The organism is Fictibacillus sp. B-59209, from assembly GCF_036216745.1.
Lineage (GTDB): Bacteria > Bacillota > Bacilli > Bacillales > Fictibacillaceae > Fictibacillus_C > Fictibacillus_C marinisediminis.
The window spans coordinates 206,167-221,192 of sequence record NZ_JARMMC010000018.1 but is presented as its reverse complement, the minus strand read 5'-3'; the positions used below and the strand labels follow the sequence as shown (position 1 = coordinate 221,192).

At 44.9% G+C, this 15,026-nt stretch carries 18 protein-coding genes; all 18 read left to right on the top strand.

Annotation, left to right across the window (positions count from 1 at the left end; all coding sequences use genetic code 11):
- The first annotated feature begins 6 nt into the window (after window positions 1–6).
- The 18 genes from P4361_RS13925 to P4361_RS13840 are packed head-to-tail and all read left to right on the top strand — an operon-like array spanning window position 7 to window position 15,023.
- Window positions 7–624: a MotE family protein gene (locus tag P4361_RS13925; protein WP_256225767.1), complete on the top strand. Its 618-nt coding sequence runs from the start codon at window positions 7–9 to the stop codon at window positions 622–624.
- 19 nt (window positions 625–643) lie between these two features.
- A complete protein-coding gene (locus P4361_RS13920) occupies window positions 644–1,861 on the top strand; it encodes a flagellar hook-length control protein FliK (protein ID WP_328089787.1) in 1,218 nt (405 codons plus the stop codon).
- Window positions 1,862–1,864: 3 nt separating this feature from the next.
- On the top strand, window positions 1,865–2,332 hold the full coding sequence (gene flgD / locus P4361_RS13915) for a flagellar hook assembly protein FlgD (RefSeq protein WP_328089786.1): 468 nt from the start codon (window positions 1,865–1,867) through the stop codon (window positions 2,330–2,332).
- Between the two features lie 33 nt (window positions 2,333–2,365).
- Entirely contained in the window at window positions 2,366–3,157 is a 792-nt protein-coding gene (gene flgG / locus P4361_RS13910; RefSeq protein ID WP_091005440.1) for a flagellar basal body rod protein FlgG, read from the top strand.
- A 49-nt stretch (window positions 3,158–3,206) separates the two neighbouring features.
- Window positions 3,207–3,422, top strand: a complete 216-nt coding sequence (locus tag P4361_RS13905) for a flagellar FlbD family protein (protein WP_062231759.1) — start codon at window positions 3,207–3,209, stop codon at window positions 3,420–3,422.
- Complete coding sequence (gene fliL, locus P4361_RS13900) at window positions 3,423–3,866, top strand: flagellar basal body-associated protein FliL (protein WP_265407669.1); 444 nt, start codon at window positions 3,423–3,425, stop codon at window positions 3,864–3,866. It abuts the gene before it with no gap.
- A 30-nt stretch (window positions 3,867–3,896) separates the two neighbouring features.
- Window positions 3,897–4,883 carry a flagellar motor switch protein FliM gene (fliM, locus tag P4361_RS13895; RefSeq protein WP_265410539.1) on the top strand — a complete coding sequence of 329 codons (987 nt, stop codon included), beginning with the start codon at window positions 3,897–3,899 and terminating at the stop codon, window positions 4,881–4,883.
- Window position 4,884: 1 nt separating this feature from the next.
- Entirely contained in the window at window positions 4,885–6,027 is a 1,143-nt protein-coding gene (gene fliY / locus P4361_RS13890; RefSeq protein WP_328089785.1) for a flagellar motor switch phosphatase FliY, read from the top strand.
- An 18-nt stretch (window positions 6,028–6,045) separates the two neighbouring features.
- Window positions 6,046–6,408, top strand: a complete 363-nt coding sequence (locus P4361_RS13885) for a response regulator (protein WP_053354484.1) — start codon at window positions 6,046–6,048, stop codon at window positions 6,406–6,408.
- Window positions 6,409–6,426: 18 nt separating this feature from the next.
- Window positions 6,427–7,104 carry a flagellar biosynthetic protein FliO gene (locus tag P4361_RS13880; RefSeq protein ID WP_328089784.1) on the top strand — a complete coding sequence of 226 codons (678 nt, stop codon included), beginning with the start codon at window positions 6,427–6,429 and terminating at the stop codon, window positions 7,102–7,104.
- A gap of 52 nt (window positions 7,105–7,156) precedes the next feature.
- Window positions 7,157–7,777, top strand: coding sequence for a flagellar type III secretion system pore protein FliP (fliP, locus tag P4361_RS13875; protein WP_231689253.1), 621 nt, complete (start codon window positions 7,157–7,159; stop codon window positions 7,775–7,777).
- Between the two features lie 17 nt (window positions 7,778–7,794).
- The gene (fliQ, locus tag P4361_RS13870; RefSeq protein ID WP_053354481.1) at window positions 7,795–8,067 is read left to right on the top strand and encodes a flagellar biosynthesis protein FliQ; all 273 of its coding nucleotides are present in this window, start codon (window positions 7,795–7,797) and stop codon (window positions 8,065–8,067) included.
- 4 nt (window positions 8,068–8,071) lie between these two features.
- A complete protein-coding gene (gene fliR / locus P4361_RS13865; RefSeq protein ID WP_053354480.1) occupies window positions 8,072–8,842 on the top strand; it encodes a flagellar biosynthetic protein FliR in 771 nt (256 codons plus the stop codon).
- A 5-nt stretch (window positions 8,843–8,847) separates the two neighbouring features.
- On the top strand, window positions 8,848–9,921 hold the full coding sequence (gene flhB, locus P4361_RS13860) for a flagellar biosynthesis protein FlhB (RefSeq protein ID WP_175501852.1): 1,074 nt from the start codon (window positions 8,848–8,850) through the stop codon (window positions 9,919–9,921).
- Between the two features lie 30 nt (window positions 9,922–9,951).
- Window positions 9,952–11,985, top strand: coding sequence for a flagellar biosynthesis protein FlhA (gene flhA, locus P4361_RS13855; protein WP_328089783.1), 2,034 nt, complete (start codon window positions 9,952–9,954; stop codon window positions 11,983–11,985).
- Entirely contained in the window at window positions 11,982–13,106 is a 1,125-nt protein-coding gene (gene flhF / locus P4361_RS13850) for a flagellar biosynthesis protein FlhF (protein ID WP_328089782.1), read from the top strand. Before flhA ends, flhF begins: the two co-directional genes overlap by 4 nt.
- Entirely contained in the window at window positions 13,099–13,983 is an 885-nt protein-coding gene (locus P4361_RS13845; RefSeq protein ID WP_328089781.1) for a MinD/ParA family protein, read from the top strand. The genes flhF and P4361_RS13845 overlap by 8 nt, the downstream gene beginning before the upstream one ends.
- On the top strand, window positions 13,971–15,023 hold the full coding sequence (locus P4361_RS13840; protein WP_328089779.1) for a chemotaxis response regulator protein-glutamate methylesterase: 1,053 nt from the start codon (window positions 13,971–13,973) through the stop codon (window positions 15,021–15,023). The genes P4361_RS13845 and P4361_RS13840 overlap by 13 nt, the downstream gene beginning before the upstream one ends.
- Window positions 15,024–15,026: the final 3 nt, after the last annotated feature.

Genomic DNA, 15,026 nt, shown 5'->3' with positions numbered 1-15,026 from the left:
AACTCGTTGGAAAGAAAAGAAAAGACAAACCGGTTCTCCTGGATCCTGCTCGTCATCGTAGTGCCCGTGATATTTGTTATCGTCATCCTGGCACTGATCCTCTTGTTCATGGGTGTGAATATCGGTGATAAAGCGAAAGAGATCGGAAGCGGCATCCCTGTTGTGTCATCCCTCATCGATAAAGGTGACAGCTCCGTAAATCCAGCTGATCAGAACGCACAATCGGAGGCGTACTGGAAAAAGAAGGTGAGCGACCGCGACCGAATGATCAAGCTTCTGCAGCGTGATGTTGATAAGAAAGAAACCGAGGCAGAGGGCCTGAAATCAGATCTTGCTGCCGCACAAAAGCAATCGGAATCAGGAATTGCACAAAGTTCAAGCGAGACACAGAACTCAAGCAATACAGGGGCAGGTTCCTCACAGCAGAATCCGGATAAAAAGAAAATAGCGGCATGGTATAACACGATGTCACCAAAAAATTCAGCCGATATCCTCTCTAAAATGAAAAGTAAAGATGCAGTGGAAATCTTGCAAATGCTTGATGACGAAGTGACAGGAAGCATTCTTGCGAAAATGGACCCTTCCAAGGCTGCTGAACTTACTCTCATGCTGAAAACAAAGTAATTAGAGGAGGTGATTCAACGTGAATTTACCCATTGCTTTACTAGGAAATCGATCTGTTATACAGCAGTCTGGTTCTCAACAACCTGGAAAAAAGATGGAGGCTTCTCTGTTTTCTATGAGTCTTGCACAGTCAGAAAGCGCGCTGCAAGCTTTAGCATCAGCTGTTCCGCATAAGCAGGAGAATGTATCGTTAGAAAGTTTGCTTAAAACCATTCTTTATGCACTGGACAAAGAGGATCAGCCTCTTCAGAAAGGGGACCTGGTTTTACCGGACGTACAGGCTTTATTAGCGAAGCTGCCTTCGGACCTCGTACATCAGATCGAACAGCTCTTCCAAAGCGGAACGAGTGTTGCAGAAATGATAAAGAGTGAATCTCCGCCTGCAGTAAAAGCTATCACGGTACTGATTCATCAGTTCAGCAAAGAAACACAGAATACAGATCCAATCAAGACGAGTGACCCTGTTAAATTTGAAATAACTGAAATTAAAAAAAACATTGAGCATCTGTTCCCGATTTTACGAGACCAAAAGGAAGTAAAGTCAGCAAAAGCTATTTTAATAGGGCTCATAGAACAACTGCATAAACAGGAGACGAAAAACGGTGGCAAACCATTTAAGGCGCTGGATCCTCAAACCTTTTTCGATAAAATGGAACGTGCTGTTCTGAAAAAAGAACTGCCGGTTATGCCGTTTCAATGGAATAGTCCGGCAACTAAACAAACCGACCGACCGGTTTTCTCAGCTGCTCAGACCCCTGCTTATATGCCGCCTCTGGAACAATTTGTTCTGCACGCGCCGAGATCAGGAAACAGTGAGGCAGCTCAGCAGCAATTTGTAAAAGAGTTTCAAAACATTATTTTGTCAGGGAAGTTTGCGGCTTCTTCAAACGGTATGGCAAAGCTGAACATCAGGCTGACTCCGGAGCATTTAGGCACATTGAACATTGAGCTCATCTCAAAGAATGGTGAGCTTTCAGCCAGAATTCTTACGAGCAGCGTCGGTGCAAAAGAAATGATGGAATCCCAAATTCATGTATTAAAGAACGCGTTGCATGGAAACAGCATTCAGCTGGACCGGATCGTTGTCCTGGAACAGCCGCAGGAACAAAAATTTCAGCAGCAGGATACGAACCCGCAGCCTCATCAGCAGCATCAACATCAGCAACAGCCGCAGGATGACGGTATACAGGATGAACTGTTCAGTGACCTGTTGGATGAATTAGAGAGCGGGGAATAAAAGATGGCATCATCAATCAGCAATGATCTTTACCTGTCAAACCTTCAAAAAAAAGAGCACCAAACGGGTTCGAACATTTTGGGAAAAGACGATTTCATGAAAATATTGATGACGCAGCTGCAGAATCAGGATCCTTCGAGCCCTATGGAAGATAAAGAGTTTATCTCGCAGATGGCGACCTTTTCTTCTCTGGAGCAGATGACCAATATGAGCAGCAGCTTCGATAAATTTATCGCTCAGCAGTATGACAATCTTTTCATCCAGCAGAGCAGTTTAATCGGTAAGAACGTTACGTATCTGCAAGAAACACAGGATGAGTCAGGGGCGGTAAAAACAGAATCAAAAGAAAGTAAGGTAAAAGCCGTCTTGTTTGAAAACGGAGAAGCTAAATTCCAGCTGGCCGACGGAAACATAATCGGAAGTAATTCGATCACAAAAGTTTCGAATGAAGATGTACAGGCAAGTAAATAAAGGCAATCCGTTAATTAAGGGGAGGAACAAATAATGCTACGTTCAATGTATTCAGGAATCAGCGGAATGAAAAACTTTCAAACCAAACTAGATGTGATCGGCAACAATATTGCCAACGTTAATACATATGGCTTCAAAAAAGGCCGGACGACGTTCAAAGATCTTGTAAGCCAGCAGATTTCCGGAGCGGGTGCCGGAACGAACCCTAAGCAGGTGGGTCTTGGCTCTCAGTTGGCTTCAATCGACACGGTTGACACACAAGGAAGCTTGCAGACAACAGGGAGAGCACTTGATCTAGGGATTTCTGGAGATGGGTATTTTGTTGTACAAAACGGATCTCAGCAGTTTTTGACACGTGCGGGTAACTTTTATTTAACACCAACTTCAGATACAGAGAGTAAAATCGTGAATGCAGACGGCTATGAATTGTTAGGAACAGATAATTTACCGATTACGATTGAATCCACTGCAAAGAGTTTTAGCGTTGGAGCAGATGGTTCCGTTAATGTCGTTCAAAGTGATGGTACATCGTCGACTGTTAATACGATTGCTATTGCTAAAGTTTCTAATCCAGCAGGGCTTGAAAAGGCAGGTAGTAATTTATATCGCACATCAACCAATTCAGGCGCATTGCCTGCATCTTTTTCGGGACCAGGTATTGATGGAGCTGGTGACCTCGTATCTGGTGCTCTTGAAATGTCCAACGTTGATTTGTCAGAAGAGTTCACGGAGATGATTGTCGCCCAAAGGGGATTCCAGGCAAATACAAAGATTATTACAACATCCGATGAGATCTTACAAGAGCTAGTCAATCTCAAACGATAAGCTGGAAGGGAGGATGGAGTAAGATAACCTCTTACTTATATCCCATAATATGATTATGTTAACTAAATTAAACGGAGAGACATTTACTTTAAACGCTGTCTTTATTGAACAAGTCCAGTCTTTTCCTGATACGACCATTACACTGACTTCTGGAAAAAAGTTTGTGGTGAAAGAATCAGAAACTGAGGTTGCAGAAAAAGCCGTCTCCTTTTACCGGAAGATTTCTCCGTTTCACCTTCAGGGGTTGAAGAAGGAGGATTTGTAAATGGAACAAGAAGTTAAAAAGTCTAAGGGCAAACCAATTCTTATCGCCATGCTGGCCGCTTTGGTCATCATGGGGGGGATCGGCTATTATGTTTTCTTCCAGATGCCATCAAAAACCGCAGCGGTTGCCGAACCTTCAGCTGAAGAATTGGATAAGGTAACAGTTGAGACGGAAGAGATCACGACGAATCTGGCTGACCAATCTTTCATTAAGATTAAGTTCAGAATTCAGGCTGACACTGAAGATGCAAAAGCTGAGCTGGAAAAAAGGCTGTTCCAAGTAAACAACATTATTATCTATGAATTGTCTGGAATGAAAGCCGGTGACCTGCAAGGCCAAAAAGGGATCAACCATCTTGAAGGGACCTTGAAAGGCAAGGTTAGCAAACTGATGCAGGAAGGCAAGATTAAAAGAGTTTATACGATTGAAAAGATTATTCAATAGAAAAAAATTCATCATAGAAAAGGGGTGAGGCTGTTGGCGGAAGTACTTTCCCAGAATGAGATTGATGCGCTGCTTTCTGCAATTTCCACAGGTGAAATGGATGCGGAAGAGCTGAAGAGAGAAGAGAAAGAACAAAAAGTCAGAACGTATGATTTTAAACGGGCACTGCGCTTTTCAAAAGATCAGATTAGAAGCATCACGAGGGTGCATGAAAACTTTGCCCGGCTGCTGACGACATATTTCTCAGCTCAGCTCAGAACCTATGTGCAAATATCAGTGGCGTCAGTCGATCAGCTGCCTTATGAAGAATTTATACGCTCCATTCCGCGGATGACAATCTTAAATATTTTTGAAGCCCATCCGCTCGAGGGCAGGCTGCTCGTTGAGGTCAACCCCAACATCGCTTATTCGATGCTTGACAGGCTGATGGGCGGCTACGGGGCAAGCATGAACAAGGTAGACAGCCTGACAGAAATAGAAACGAAGATCATCTCTCAGCTTTTTGAACGTGCACTGGCGAATTACAAGGAAGCCTGGAACAATGTGATGGAAATCGATCCCGTTGTACTGGATTTTGAAGTGAATCCTCAGTTCCTGCAGATGGTCTCGCCTAATGAAACAGTGGTTGTTATCTCGTTGACAACAACGATCGGCGAAACGAGCGGGATGATGAACGTCTGTCTTCCTCATGTCGTATTGGAGCCGATCATACCGAAGCTTTCTGTTCATTACTGGATGCAGAACAATCAAAAAGCCAGCATGCCGGAAGAGGCTGCACTGATCGAACAGAAAATCAGGCAGACACCACTGCCGATGGTAGTAGAACTTGGTTCTGCAAATATGAAGGTGGAGGAGTTTTTACAGCTTGACTCAGGTGACATCATCCAGCTAAACAAAGGAATCCATGAACCATTGGACGTTTTTGTGGAAAACAACAAGAAATTCTTAGCCCAGCCCGGTAAATCGAAAAACCGGATGGCTGTGCAGATCATAGAGCAATTAGAGGGGGAAGAGTGACATGGTAGGCGGAAATATGCTCTCGCAAGATGAAATTGATGCATTGCTGAACGGAGGAGACTCTTCTTCAGAAGACGATGTCTCGATTGAAGATTACCTGAGTCCAATGGAACAGGATGCACTAGGAGAGATCGGAAATATATCTTTTGGCAGTGCTTCAACAGCGCTTTCAACCTTGCTGAACCAGAAAGTGCAGATTACAACTCCGGCTGTTTCGATTGTAACGAAAGAAAAATTAAAGGATGAATTCCCGATTCCCCACGTGGCAGTACAGGTGGAATATGTGGAAGGCATTCAGGGAGCAAACCTCCTTGTGATCAAGACTTCTGATGCTCAGATCATCGCAGACCTCATGCTTGGAGGAGACGGAACAAATCCTTCACCTGACTTTGGGGAGCTGCAGCTCAGTGCGGTGGGTGAAGCGATGAATCAGATGATGGGATCAGCTTCCACGTCGCTTTCTACGATTTTTAATAAGCGGGTGGATATTTCACCGCCTACAATTGACTTTTTAGACATCGATTCCCCGGCTCCTGTCATTTCGAATGAAGACATCCTTATAAAAGTTTCGTTCCGCCTGAAAGTAGGTGACCTCATCGACTCGAATATTATGCAGCTCGTACATACAGATTTTGCACAAAATCTAGTAAAAGAGCTCATGAATCCTGAGCCGATGGCAGCTGGTCCGTCTGATATTCCGGAGAGTGTTCCGGTGGCGCATCCAGTAATGGAAGAGCAAGTTTCCATCCATAATGAGCAGCCTGTGGCCAACGAAGTTCCAAGAGCAGAGCAGGCTGTTGAACCAGCACCTCAGCAAAGAACCGTTTCAGTACAGCCGGCCATCTTTTCTGACTTTGAAGAAAGCGGCAGCACGTTCACAGAAACGAAAAACCTTGATATGCTGCTGGATATCCCGCTTCAGGTAACAGTCGAGCTGGGAAGAACGAAGAAAAGCATAAAGGATATTCTGGAATTATCACCAGGTTCTATTCTTGAATTGGACAAGCTTGCAGGAGAACCGGTTGATATTCTTGTGAATCAGAAGCTGATCGCCAAGGGTGAAGTGGTCGTCATTGATGAAAACTTCGGGGTGAGAGTCACCGAAATCGTAAGCAGAAGAGACAGACTTCAAAATTTAAGATAATAACAAGGAGGCAAAATAATGGCTAAACGTATTTTAGTAGTAGATGACGCAGCATTTATGCGAATGATGGTAAAGGACATTCTTGTCAAGAACGGTTTTGAGGTTTGCGGAGAGGCTGGAGACGGGCTGCAGGCGGTTGAAAGGTTTAAAGAACTGGCTCCTGACCTTGTTACTCTTGACATCACAATGCCTGAGATGGACGGCATCACAGCCTTAAAAGAAATTAAGAAGATCAATCCAAACGCGAAAGTGATTATGTGCTCAGCCATGGGACAGCAAGCGATGGTCATCGATGCAATCCAAGCTGGGGCAAAAGATTTTATCGTCAAACCGTTTCAGGCTGACAGGGTTATTGAAGCGATCAATAAAACATTAAGTTAACATCAGGTGGTGCAGCAATTGAGCAAGTTTATAAGGTGCACGACAATCGTACTTTTCTCCTTCCTGCTCCTTTTTAACGGATATCAAGCTGTTTCTGCAGAAGAAGGAGGAAGTTCCCGAGCCTCTTCTGCAGAATGCAAGACCGTTTATGAATGTCTGGATAAGAAGGCAGAAAAAAGCGAAAGCGGTAAGAAGCAGGAAAATGTTCAGGAACAGTCTTCCCTTACGAGCGGAGGAAGCAGTTTTCTCACGTTTGTTAAGGTTATTATCGCCCTGGGATTTGTACTGTTTCTATTGATTTATTTACTGAAATTTATTCAGCGCAGAACGAAGAACTTTCAAGAAGGAAAGGCTCTGCAGTCTGTTGCCGGTATCGGTGTCGGTGCCAACCGATCCATACAGGCTGTCAAAGTCGGCTCAAGTGTCCTTATTGTCGGGGTCGGTGAATCGGTCACTCTTTTGAAGGAAGTAACCGACGAGGAGGAAGTTGAGAAACTGCTAAGGCAGGATCCGGCAGAAACGCCGAAACTGCCGATGAGGGCGGGAGAAGTGTGGAACAGCCTTAAGAAAAAAAGACAGTCGGCTTCACCTTCCGCTGATTTTTCCAGTGTCATGAAAGCGCAGCTTGAAGAAATGACAACCGAGAGGAAATCAGTGTTAAAAATGCTTGGCAAGAAAGGAAAAGCGGATGAGTGATCTACTGCCAGGACTCAACCTGGATCTATTAAACAATCATAGCTCTGGCGGCATGGAAACCACGATACAGTTATTGCTTCTGCTGACGGTTTTATCACTCGCACCCAGCATCTTAATTCTCATGACGTGTTTTACTAGAATCGTAATCGTTCTGTCTTTTGTAAGAACGTCACTGGCGACCCAGCAGATGCCTCCCAACCAGGTACTTGTCGGCATCGCACTCTTCCTGACATTTTTCATCATGGCCCCCACCTTTCAGGAGATCAACCATGATGCGATCGGCCCGCTCATAAAAGGAAAGATTACACAGGAGGAAGCCTTTGATAAAGGGACTCTGCCTTTAAAGGAATTCATGACAAAGCATACGAGGGAAAAGGATCTCCAGCTTTTCTTGAATTACTCCGGTGCGAAGAAGCCAGAAAAAATAAAGGATATATCGTTATTGGCCCTCGTGCCTGCCTATGCGATCAGTGAATTGAAATCGGCCTTCCAGATGGGATTCATGATCTTTGTTCCATTTCTTGTTATCGATATGGTAGTGGCAAGTGTTCTGATGGCGATGGGTATGATGATGCTTCCGCCGGTCATGATCTCGCTCCCTTTTAAAATCCTGCTGTTTATTCTCGTTGACGGCTGGTACTTGATTGTGAAATCTCTATTATTAAGCTATTAAACAAGTAGGTGTATCGTATGAATTCAGAATTTGTTATATCCATTGCTGAAAAAGGGGTCTACACGACACTCCTGTTATGCGGTCCGCTCCTCGTAATCGCCCTGGTTGTCGGTCTCATCGTCAGTATCTTTCAGGCGACCACCCAGATTCAGGAGCAGACACTGGCATTTATCCCTAAAATAGCAGCGGTGCTGATCGCACTCATATTTTTCGGGCCGTGGATGCTTTCTCAAATGGTAACGTTCACGTATGAAATATTTAATAATTTAAATCACTTTGTAGGCTTGTAACAGCATGGATTTTTTGAATTCGTTCCCTGCTTTTCTATTAATCTTAGTCAGAGTCGGTTCCTTTTTTGCAACCGTACCGATCTTCTCTTATAGAAACATACCGAACGTACATAAGGCAGGGCTGGCTGTTTTCCTTTCCTGGATCATGCTTTACGCCCTTGGATCCCCTGAAGTTTCAGTTAACAGCGACTTCATCGTACTGATCTTTAAGGAAGCGCTTGTCGGCCTGTCGCTTGGTCTGATCGCCTCCATCCTGCTCTTTTCGATTCAGGTTGCAGGGGGATTCATCGATCTGCAGATGGGGTTCGCCATCGCCGGGGTGTTTGATCCGCAAACAGGAGTTCAGACACCGCTGATTGGTAAATTTTTATACAATCTGGCCATCTTGTTTCTATTTGCACTGAACGGCCATCACATGCTGATCGACGGATTATTTTACAGCTATTCTTTTGTACCTCTCACTGACATGCATTTTGGATGGGGAGATGGAGAAGTTGCAAGGCACGCAGTCTCCGTGTTTTCTGCCATGTTTGTTATCGCATTTCAGATGGCGCTCCCGATCGTAGGCTCGTTGTTTCTCGTCGATCTCGCTTTAGGAGTAGTTGCGCGGACTGTTCCTCAGGTCAATATTTTTGCAGTTGGCCTTCCGATAAAAATTATTGCAGCATTCTGCATCTTGTTCGTCATCATGCCGGCGTTTTTTATGAGCGTACAGTACTTGAGTGATGAGATGTCACAGGCCATGAGGAAGCTGCTCATGTTGCTTCAGGAGTGATACCCATGCCATTACACATTGATTTGCAGTACTTTTCAGGCGAGAAAACCGAAAAAGCCACTCCAAAGAAAAAAGAAGAAAGCAAGAAAAAAGGACAGGTTGCCAAAAGCGCGGACGTGAACACTGCGGTTACCTTATTCGCCGCTTTTTTAATGCTTTGGTTCACCGGCAAGACGGCCGCCGGGAAACTGCTTCACCTCGTGAACTATTCGCTGCAGAACGGTTTGTCGCTCGAGCCGACAGAAGAAAATGTTCAAATGCTGTTTGTCCATCTCGTCGAGGAGTCAGCAGGCATCGTTCTTCCTGTATTGCTGACTGTTCTAGCCGCTGGTGTTTTTGCGAGTTTTATCCAGACCGGATTTTTGTTCTCGGCAGAAGCTGTCCAGATGAAGCTTGAAAGGCTCAATCCGCTGCAAGGGTTTAAAAAAATCTATTCCATGAGAGCAGTGGTCGAACTAATTAAATCCATATTGAAGATTTCCATTATCGGTACAGTTACCTTTCTGGTGATCTGGAATAAAAAAGACCAGCTGATGAAATTATCGCAGGTCAGCCTGGAATCTGCACTGGGCATCTTTGGCGGTTTGGCTTTTCAAATGGGGTTTTATGCTTCTCTCGTTCTTCTCTTTCTTTCTTTGCTTGATTTTATGTACCAGAAATTTGATTTTGAGAAGAGCATCCGGATGTCCAAGCAGGACATCAAGGATGAATACAAAAAATCAGAGGGTGACCCGAAAATCAAGTCAAAGATTAAAGAGAAACAGAGACAGATGGCCATGAGAAGGATGATGCAGGAAGTGCCAAAAGCCGATGTGATCATCACCAATCCTACCCACTATGCAATCGCATTAAAATATGACGATCAGAGAATGGAAGCTCCTGTCGTCGTAGCTAAAGGAGTAGATTTGATCGCGCAAAAAATAAAAAAAATAGGTGCGGAGAACCGGGTGGCTTTAGTCGAGAACAGGCCGCTCGCCAGAACCCTCTACAGCCGGGCTGAGATCGGTGATGTTATACCTGAAGATCTGTTTAAGGCAGTCGCTGAAATATTGGCTTATGTCTACCATTTAAAGAAATAAGTGCAGCAAATGTAAGGAGAGAAGGAAAAAATGAAAGCAAGAGATATTAGCATTTTAGTCGGGGTAATCATGATCATCGCCATGTTGATCATTCCTTTGCCTACATGGCTGCTCGATTTCTTTATCATCATCAACATCACATTGGCGCTTATCATCATATTAATTTCTATGAATATGCAGGAGCCGCTGCAGTTTTCCATTTTTCCTTCATTGCTGCTGCTCGTAACACTTTTTCGGCTCGGTCTGAATGTATCGACGACGAGGTCTATTCTGGGGTACGGAAAAGCGGGGAACGTGGTCCATACATTCGGAGAGTTTGTGGTAGGAGGCAATATTTTAGTCGGAATTGTCGTCTTCTTTATACTAGTAGTCATTCAATTTATCGTTATCACAAAAGGATCAGAACGTGTTTCTGAAGTGGCGGCCAGGTTTACTTTGGATGCGATGCCTGGGAAACAGATGAGTATCGATGCTGACTTGAACGCAGGGATGATCTCAGACCGTGAAGCGAAAGAAAGACGAGAAAAGGTAGAGCGGGAATCAGATTTCTACGGGGCGATGGACGGTGCAAGTAAGTTTGTAAAAGGAGATGCCATTGCCGGGATCATTATCGTCCTGATCAACATGCTGTTCGGTATTATTATCGGCATGACGCAGATGGGATTAAGTTTTGCCGAAAGCGCGCACACGTTTACATTGCTGACGGTGGGTGACGGGCTTGTGAGCCAGATTCCGGCATTGATTATTTCTACCGCCACCGGGATCATCGTTACAAGAGCCGCTTCTGAAGGAAATCTGGGATATGATATTTCAAGACAGATTCTAGCCTATCCTCATATGCTCATCGTGGCAGCAGCTACCATCATCGCCTTAGGGCTTTTCACACCGATTAACGATTTTGTCACCATCTCCATTGGAGGCCTTATCGCGATTGGCGGATATCTGCTGATAAAAGCAGAAAATCAACAAAAGGAAATGAATGAAGTCATCGAAGAAGACATTCAAACAGAACAGCTTAAAAGTCCGGAAAGTGTCATCAGCCTGCTGCAGGTCGACCCGATTGAATTTGAGTTTGGGTATAGCCTGATTCCTCTGGCAGATACCAATCAGGGCGGGGACCTGCTGGACCGGGTCGTCATGATCAGAAGGCAGCTGGCACTTGAACTTGGCATGATTGTTCCGGTTGTCCGGATTCGTGACAATATTCAGCTTCAGCCGAATGAATACAGAATTAAGATCAAGGGCAATGAAGTGGCCCAAGGGGAACTGCTTCTGGATCATTACCTGGCGATGAGCCCGGGAATTGAAGATGAAGCGATTCAAGGGATAGATACAGTGGAGCCCGCGTTTGGACTCCCAGCCCAATGGATCTCCGAAGACATAAAGGAACGGGCAGAAATGTCGGGATATACCGTAGTGGATCCCCCGTCCGTCGTTTCTACCCATCTGACTGAAATCATTAAGAAGTTCGCTCACGAACTGATCGGCCGCCAGGAGACAAAGCAGCTCATCGACCATATGAAAGAAAGCTATCCTACACTGATCGAGGAAGTAACACCTGATCCGCTTTCTGTCGGGGAAATTCAGAAAGTACTGTCTAAATTATTAAAAGAAAAAATATCCATCCGAAATCTCCCTGTTATTTTTGAGACGCTGGCTGATTTCGGAAAAATGTCCAGAGATATTGATCTATTGACTGAATATTCAAGGCAGGCCCTTTCAAGACAGATATCAAAACAATACGGACAGGATAATCAGCCATTAAAAGTCATTACGCTGGGCGGATCGGTCGAGAAAAGAATAGCAGATCACGTACAGCAAACAGAGCATGGCAATTATCTGTCGCTAGATCCGCAAGATTCTCAGCTTATTTTTGACCATATCTCAAAAGAGCTTGAACAAAGCAGGAGTTTTGGGCAAACGCCGGTCCTCCTCTGTTCGCCCGCAGTGCGCATGTATGTAAGGCAGCTGCTCGAACGCTACATGCCTGATCTTGTCATCTTATCGTATAACGAGCTGGAGCCGGAGCTGGAGGTTCAAAGCATAGGAGTAGTGAATATATGAAGGTGAAAAAATACAGCGCTCCTACCATTCAGGAAGCTATGAAAAAAATTCGGGGAGAGCTTGGAAGTGAAGCGGTCATTTTGCAAAGCCGGGAGGTCCAGACCGGTGGTTTTATGGGGTTCTTTACAAAGACGAGCATTGAAGTAGTTGCTCTTCTTGATGCAGAACCGGTGCCTGCCACCAAAAAACATCCAGTGAACAGGCAAGATAGTCCTCCGTTGCAGAATGAACCAGACAAAATTCCGAAGAGTTTAACCCAAGACATCAATGAATTGAAACAGATGGTAAAACGATTGTCATCTGGGGATTCCGGCCCTGTCATCCATGAATCCATCCAGTTCTGGGAAGGTTTCTTACGGAATCGCGGTCTGAGTGAATCTGTGATTGCCTCAATCGTTTCAGAGATGGCAGAGAAGTGTGACTTGCTGCATGGCAGCGAAAAGAAAGACATTGATTGGTTTCCCTGGATTTCAGATTGGATGCTCAGCCGGATCACGAATGATGGATGGAACGGTTTTAACTATGAAACAAAATATTTAAACGTCATGGGACCGACGGGAGTTGGCAAGACGACTACCTTGGCGAAGCTGGCAGCAAAAGCCAAGCTGAATGATGGGAAAAAGGTTGCTTTTATCACAACAGACACTTACCGGATCGCTGCGATTGAGCAGTTGAAAACTTATGCCGCCATTTTAGATGTGCCGATAAAAGTAGCGCACAGTGCAGAAGATTTTCAGCTGGCAAAACGGGAGTTCAGCGAGTGTGATCTGGTATTGACCGACAGTGCGGGCCGCAATTTTCTGAACAGCACGTACGTCCATGAACTTCAGGGCCTTCTGGAATCAAAAGTTGAGATGACGAACTATTTGGTCTTATCATTAACTTCCAAATTTGAAGATATGAAAAAGACGATCGAGCAATTTAAAGAAGCGGGTATTGATCGATATATTTTTACAAAAAAGGATGAAACGTCATCGCTCGGTTCCTTGATGAACCTCTTGATCGAGGAGCGTATATCAGCCGCTTATATTACAAATGGACAAAATGTTCCTGACGATATATTTGAACCAAAACCGGAAGATATCATTGAAATGTTCTTAGAGGCAAAAGTGAATGCGTGATCAAGCTGAAATTCTGCGTTTGAAGATAGAAGCGGCTTCATCTGATCAGCCGACGAAAGTATTTTCCGTTTTGAGCGGAAAGGGCGGAGTCGGCAAGTCCAACGTAGCGGTGAATTTTTCGCTGGCACTTAGCAAGCTGGGAAAGAGGGTGCTGCTGGTCGACCTTGATATCGGGATGGGAAATGTCAATCTTCTGCTAGGGTCCCCTTCTCGTAGAACGATCGTTGACCTTCTGGACCAGCGGCTTTCTATCTGGGAAATCATTGAAAAGGGCCCTGGCAATCTAAGCTTTATTGCCGGGGGGAGCGGCCTCACCCGGATGGTTGATATGGACGAAAGAAAATCAGCATTCTTTGCTGCGCAGCTCCAGGACCTTTCCAGTATCTATGAATATATCGTTTTTGACATCGGGGCGGGTGTTTCAGAGACAAGCCTGAATTTTATCATGGCCGGGCATGAAGCTATCCTTGTTACAACCCCGGAGATTACGTCTGTTACCGATGCCTACTCTATGATCAAAATGCTTCATGCCAGATGCCCTGAACTTCCAATTTTTACGGTAGTCAATCAATGCCGGAGTACCCGGGAGGCAATGGAAGTTCATCAGCGTTTGGCAAAGGTTACAAGTGAGTTTCTTAACAAAGAGATTAAGAATCTTGGATCTGTTCCCTTTGATCCTTCCGTTCAGCTCGCTGTAAAGCGGCAGAAACCGTTTCTGCTGCACCAGGCCCGGTCACCAGCAAGTGCTGGGATCATCAGAGCGGCACATCAGTTCTCAGGGAATGTGAAAGAAGAACAGTCTATTAGCTATCAGCGTTTTATTGAAAGGCTCACGGCTTTTTTTAAGAAAGGCAGAGATGAATCTTGGAAAAGATAAAAGTTTTGGTGGCTGACGACTCTGCTTTTATGCGAAAGATGATCAGAGATATGCTGAATTCTGCAGAAGGCATTGAGGTTGTCGGCTCAGCAAGAAACGGGGAAGAAGCGTTCAGCAAGGCAATGGATCTTAATCCGGACGTCATAACAATGGATGTCGAGATGCCGGTGCTTACCGGAATAGAGGCGGTAAAAAAAATTACAGCCTTGAAAGAGATACCGATCATCATGCTCAGCAGCACAACAAAAACTGGGGAAGACAATACGATTCTTGCAATGGAGGCCGGGGCGTTTGACTTTATTGAAAAGCCTTCGGGAGCGATTTCCTTGGATATCGAAAAAGTGAAGGTGGAACTGATTCTTAAAGTAAGGTCGGCGCTCAAGAATAGAAAAATTGGCGACAGCTCAGCGGATAGACATTCAAATCATTGTTTCAATACCGGAAAGATGATTTCAACATTACATAAGCCGGCCGGCCAAAAGGTGATCTTAATCGGTGTTTCTACCGGGGGCCCTAAAGCTCTTCACCACGTGTTTTCCAAGCTGCCGGGTAACTTATCCCTGCCTATCGTTATCGTCCAGCATATGCCGAAAGGATTTACGGCTTCGCTTGCCGACAGGCTTGATACCATATCAAAAGTGAAGGTAAAAGAAGCAGTGGACGGCGAGATGTTAAGGGCGGGAACAGCTTATCTGGCACCAGGAGGGTATCATGTGGAACTGAGGCAGGATAGAGAAGGACTGGCTATATCATTAAATACGAGTGATCCCGTAAGAGGACACCGGCCTTCTGTGGATGTTCTGTTTAACAGTGCATCTGCTGTAAGGTGCCATGCGATGGCTGTTGTGTTAACGGGTATGGGTTCGGATGGTTCTTCCGGCATTTTAGCAATAAAAAAAGCAGGGCCATCGCTGATCATTGCGGAGTCTGAAGAGTCTTCCGTCGTATACGGCATGCCAAAAGCAGCCGCTGCTACCGGTGTAGTAGATCAAGTTGTTCATATTAAAGATATTGCTGACAGTATTTTAAATTTTGTTTAGGCA

Excerpts from the sequence above, each read along its gene's own strand:
- flgD (WP_328089786.1), top strand. The coding sequence starts at position 1,865 with ATGGCATCATCAATCAGCAATGATCTTTACCTGTCAAACCTTCAAAAA.
- flgG (WP_091005440.1), top strand. The coding sequence starts at position 2,366 with ATGCTACGTTCAATGTATTCAGGAATCAGCGGAATGAAAAACTTTCAA.
- P4361_RS13905 (WP_062231759.1), top strand. The coding sequence starts at position 3,207 with ATGATTATGTTAACTAAATTAAACGGAGAGACATTTACTTTAAACGCT.
- fliL (WP_265407669.1), top strand. The coding sequence starts at position 3,423 with ATGGAACAAGAAGTTAAAAAGTCTAAGGGCAAACCAATTCTTATCGCC.
- fliY (WP_328089785.1), top strand. The coding sequence starts at position 4,885 with ATGGTAGGCGGAAATATGCTCTCGCAAGATGAAATTGATGCATTGCTG.
- P4361_RS13885 (WP_053354484.1), top strand. The coding sequence starts at position 6,046 with ATGGCTAAACGTATTTTAGTAGTAGATGACGCAGCATTTATGCGAATG.
- fliP (WP_231689253.1), top strand. The coding sequence starts at position 7,157 with ATGGAAACCACGATACAGTTATTGCTTCTGCTGACGGTTTTATCACTC.
- fliQ (WP_053354481.1), top strand. The coding sequence starts at position 7,795 with ATGAATTCAGAATTTGTTATATCCATTGCTGAAAAAGGGGTCTACACG.
- fliR (WP_053354480.1), top strand. The coding sequence starts at position 8,072 with ATGGATTTTTTGAATTCGTTCCCTGCTTTTCTATTAATCTTAGTCAGA.
- flhB (WP_175501852.1), top strand. The coding sequence starts at position 8,848 with ATGCCATTACACATTGATTTGCAGTACTTTTCAGGCGAGAAAACCGAA.
- flhA (WP_328089783.1), top strand. The coding sequence starts at position 9,952 with ATGAAAGCAAGAGATATTAGCATTTTAGTCGGGGTAATCATGATCATC.
- flhF (WP_328089782.1), top strand. The coding sequence starts at position 11,982 with ATGAAGGTGAAAAAATACAGCGCTCCTACCATTCAGGAAGCTATGAAA.
- P4361_RS13845 (WP_328089781.1), top strand. The coding sequence starts at position 13,099 with ATGCGTGATCAAGCTGAAATTCTGCGTTTGAAGATAGAAGCGGCTTCA.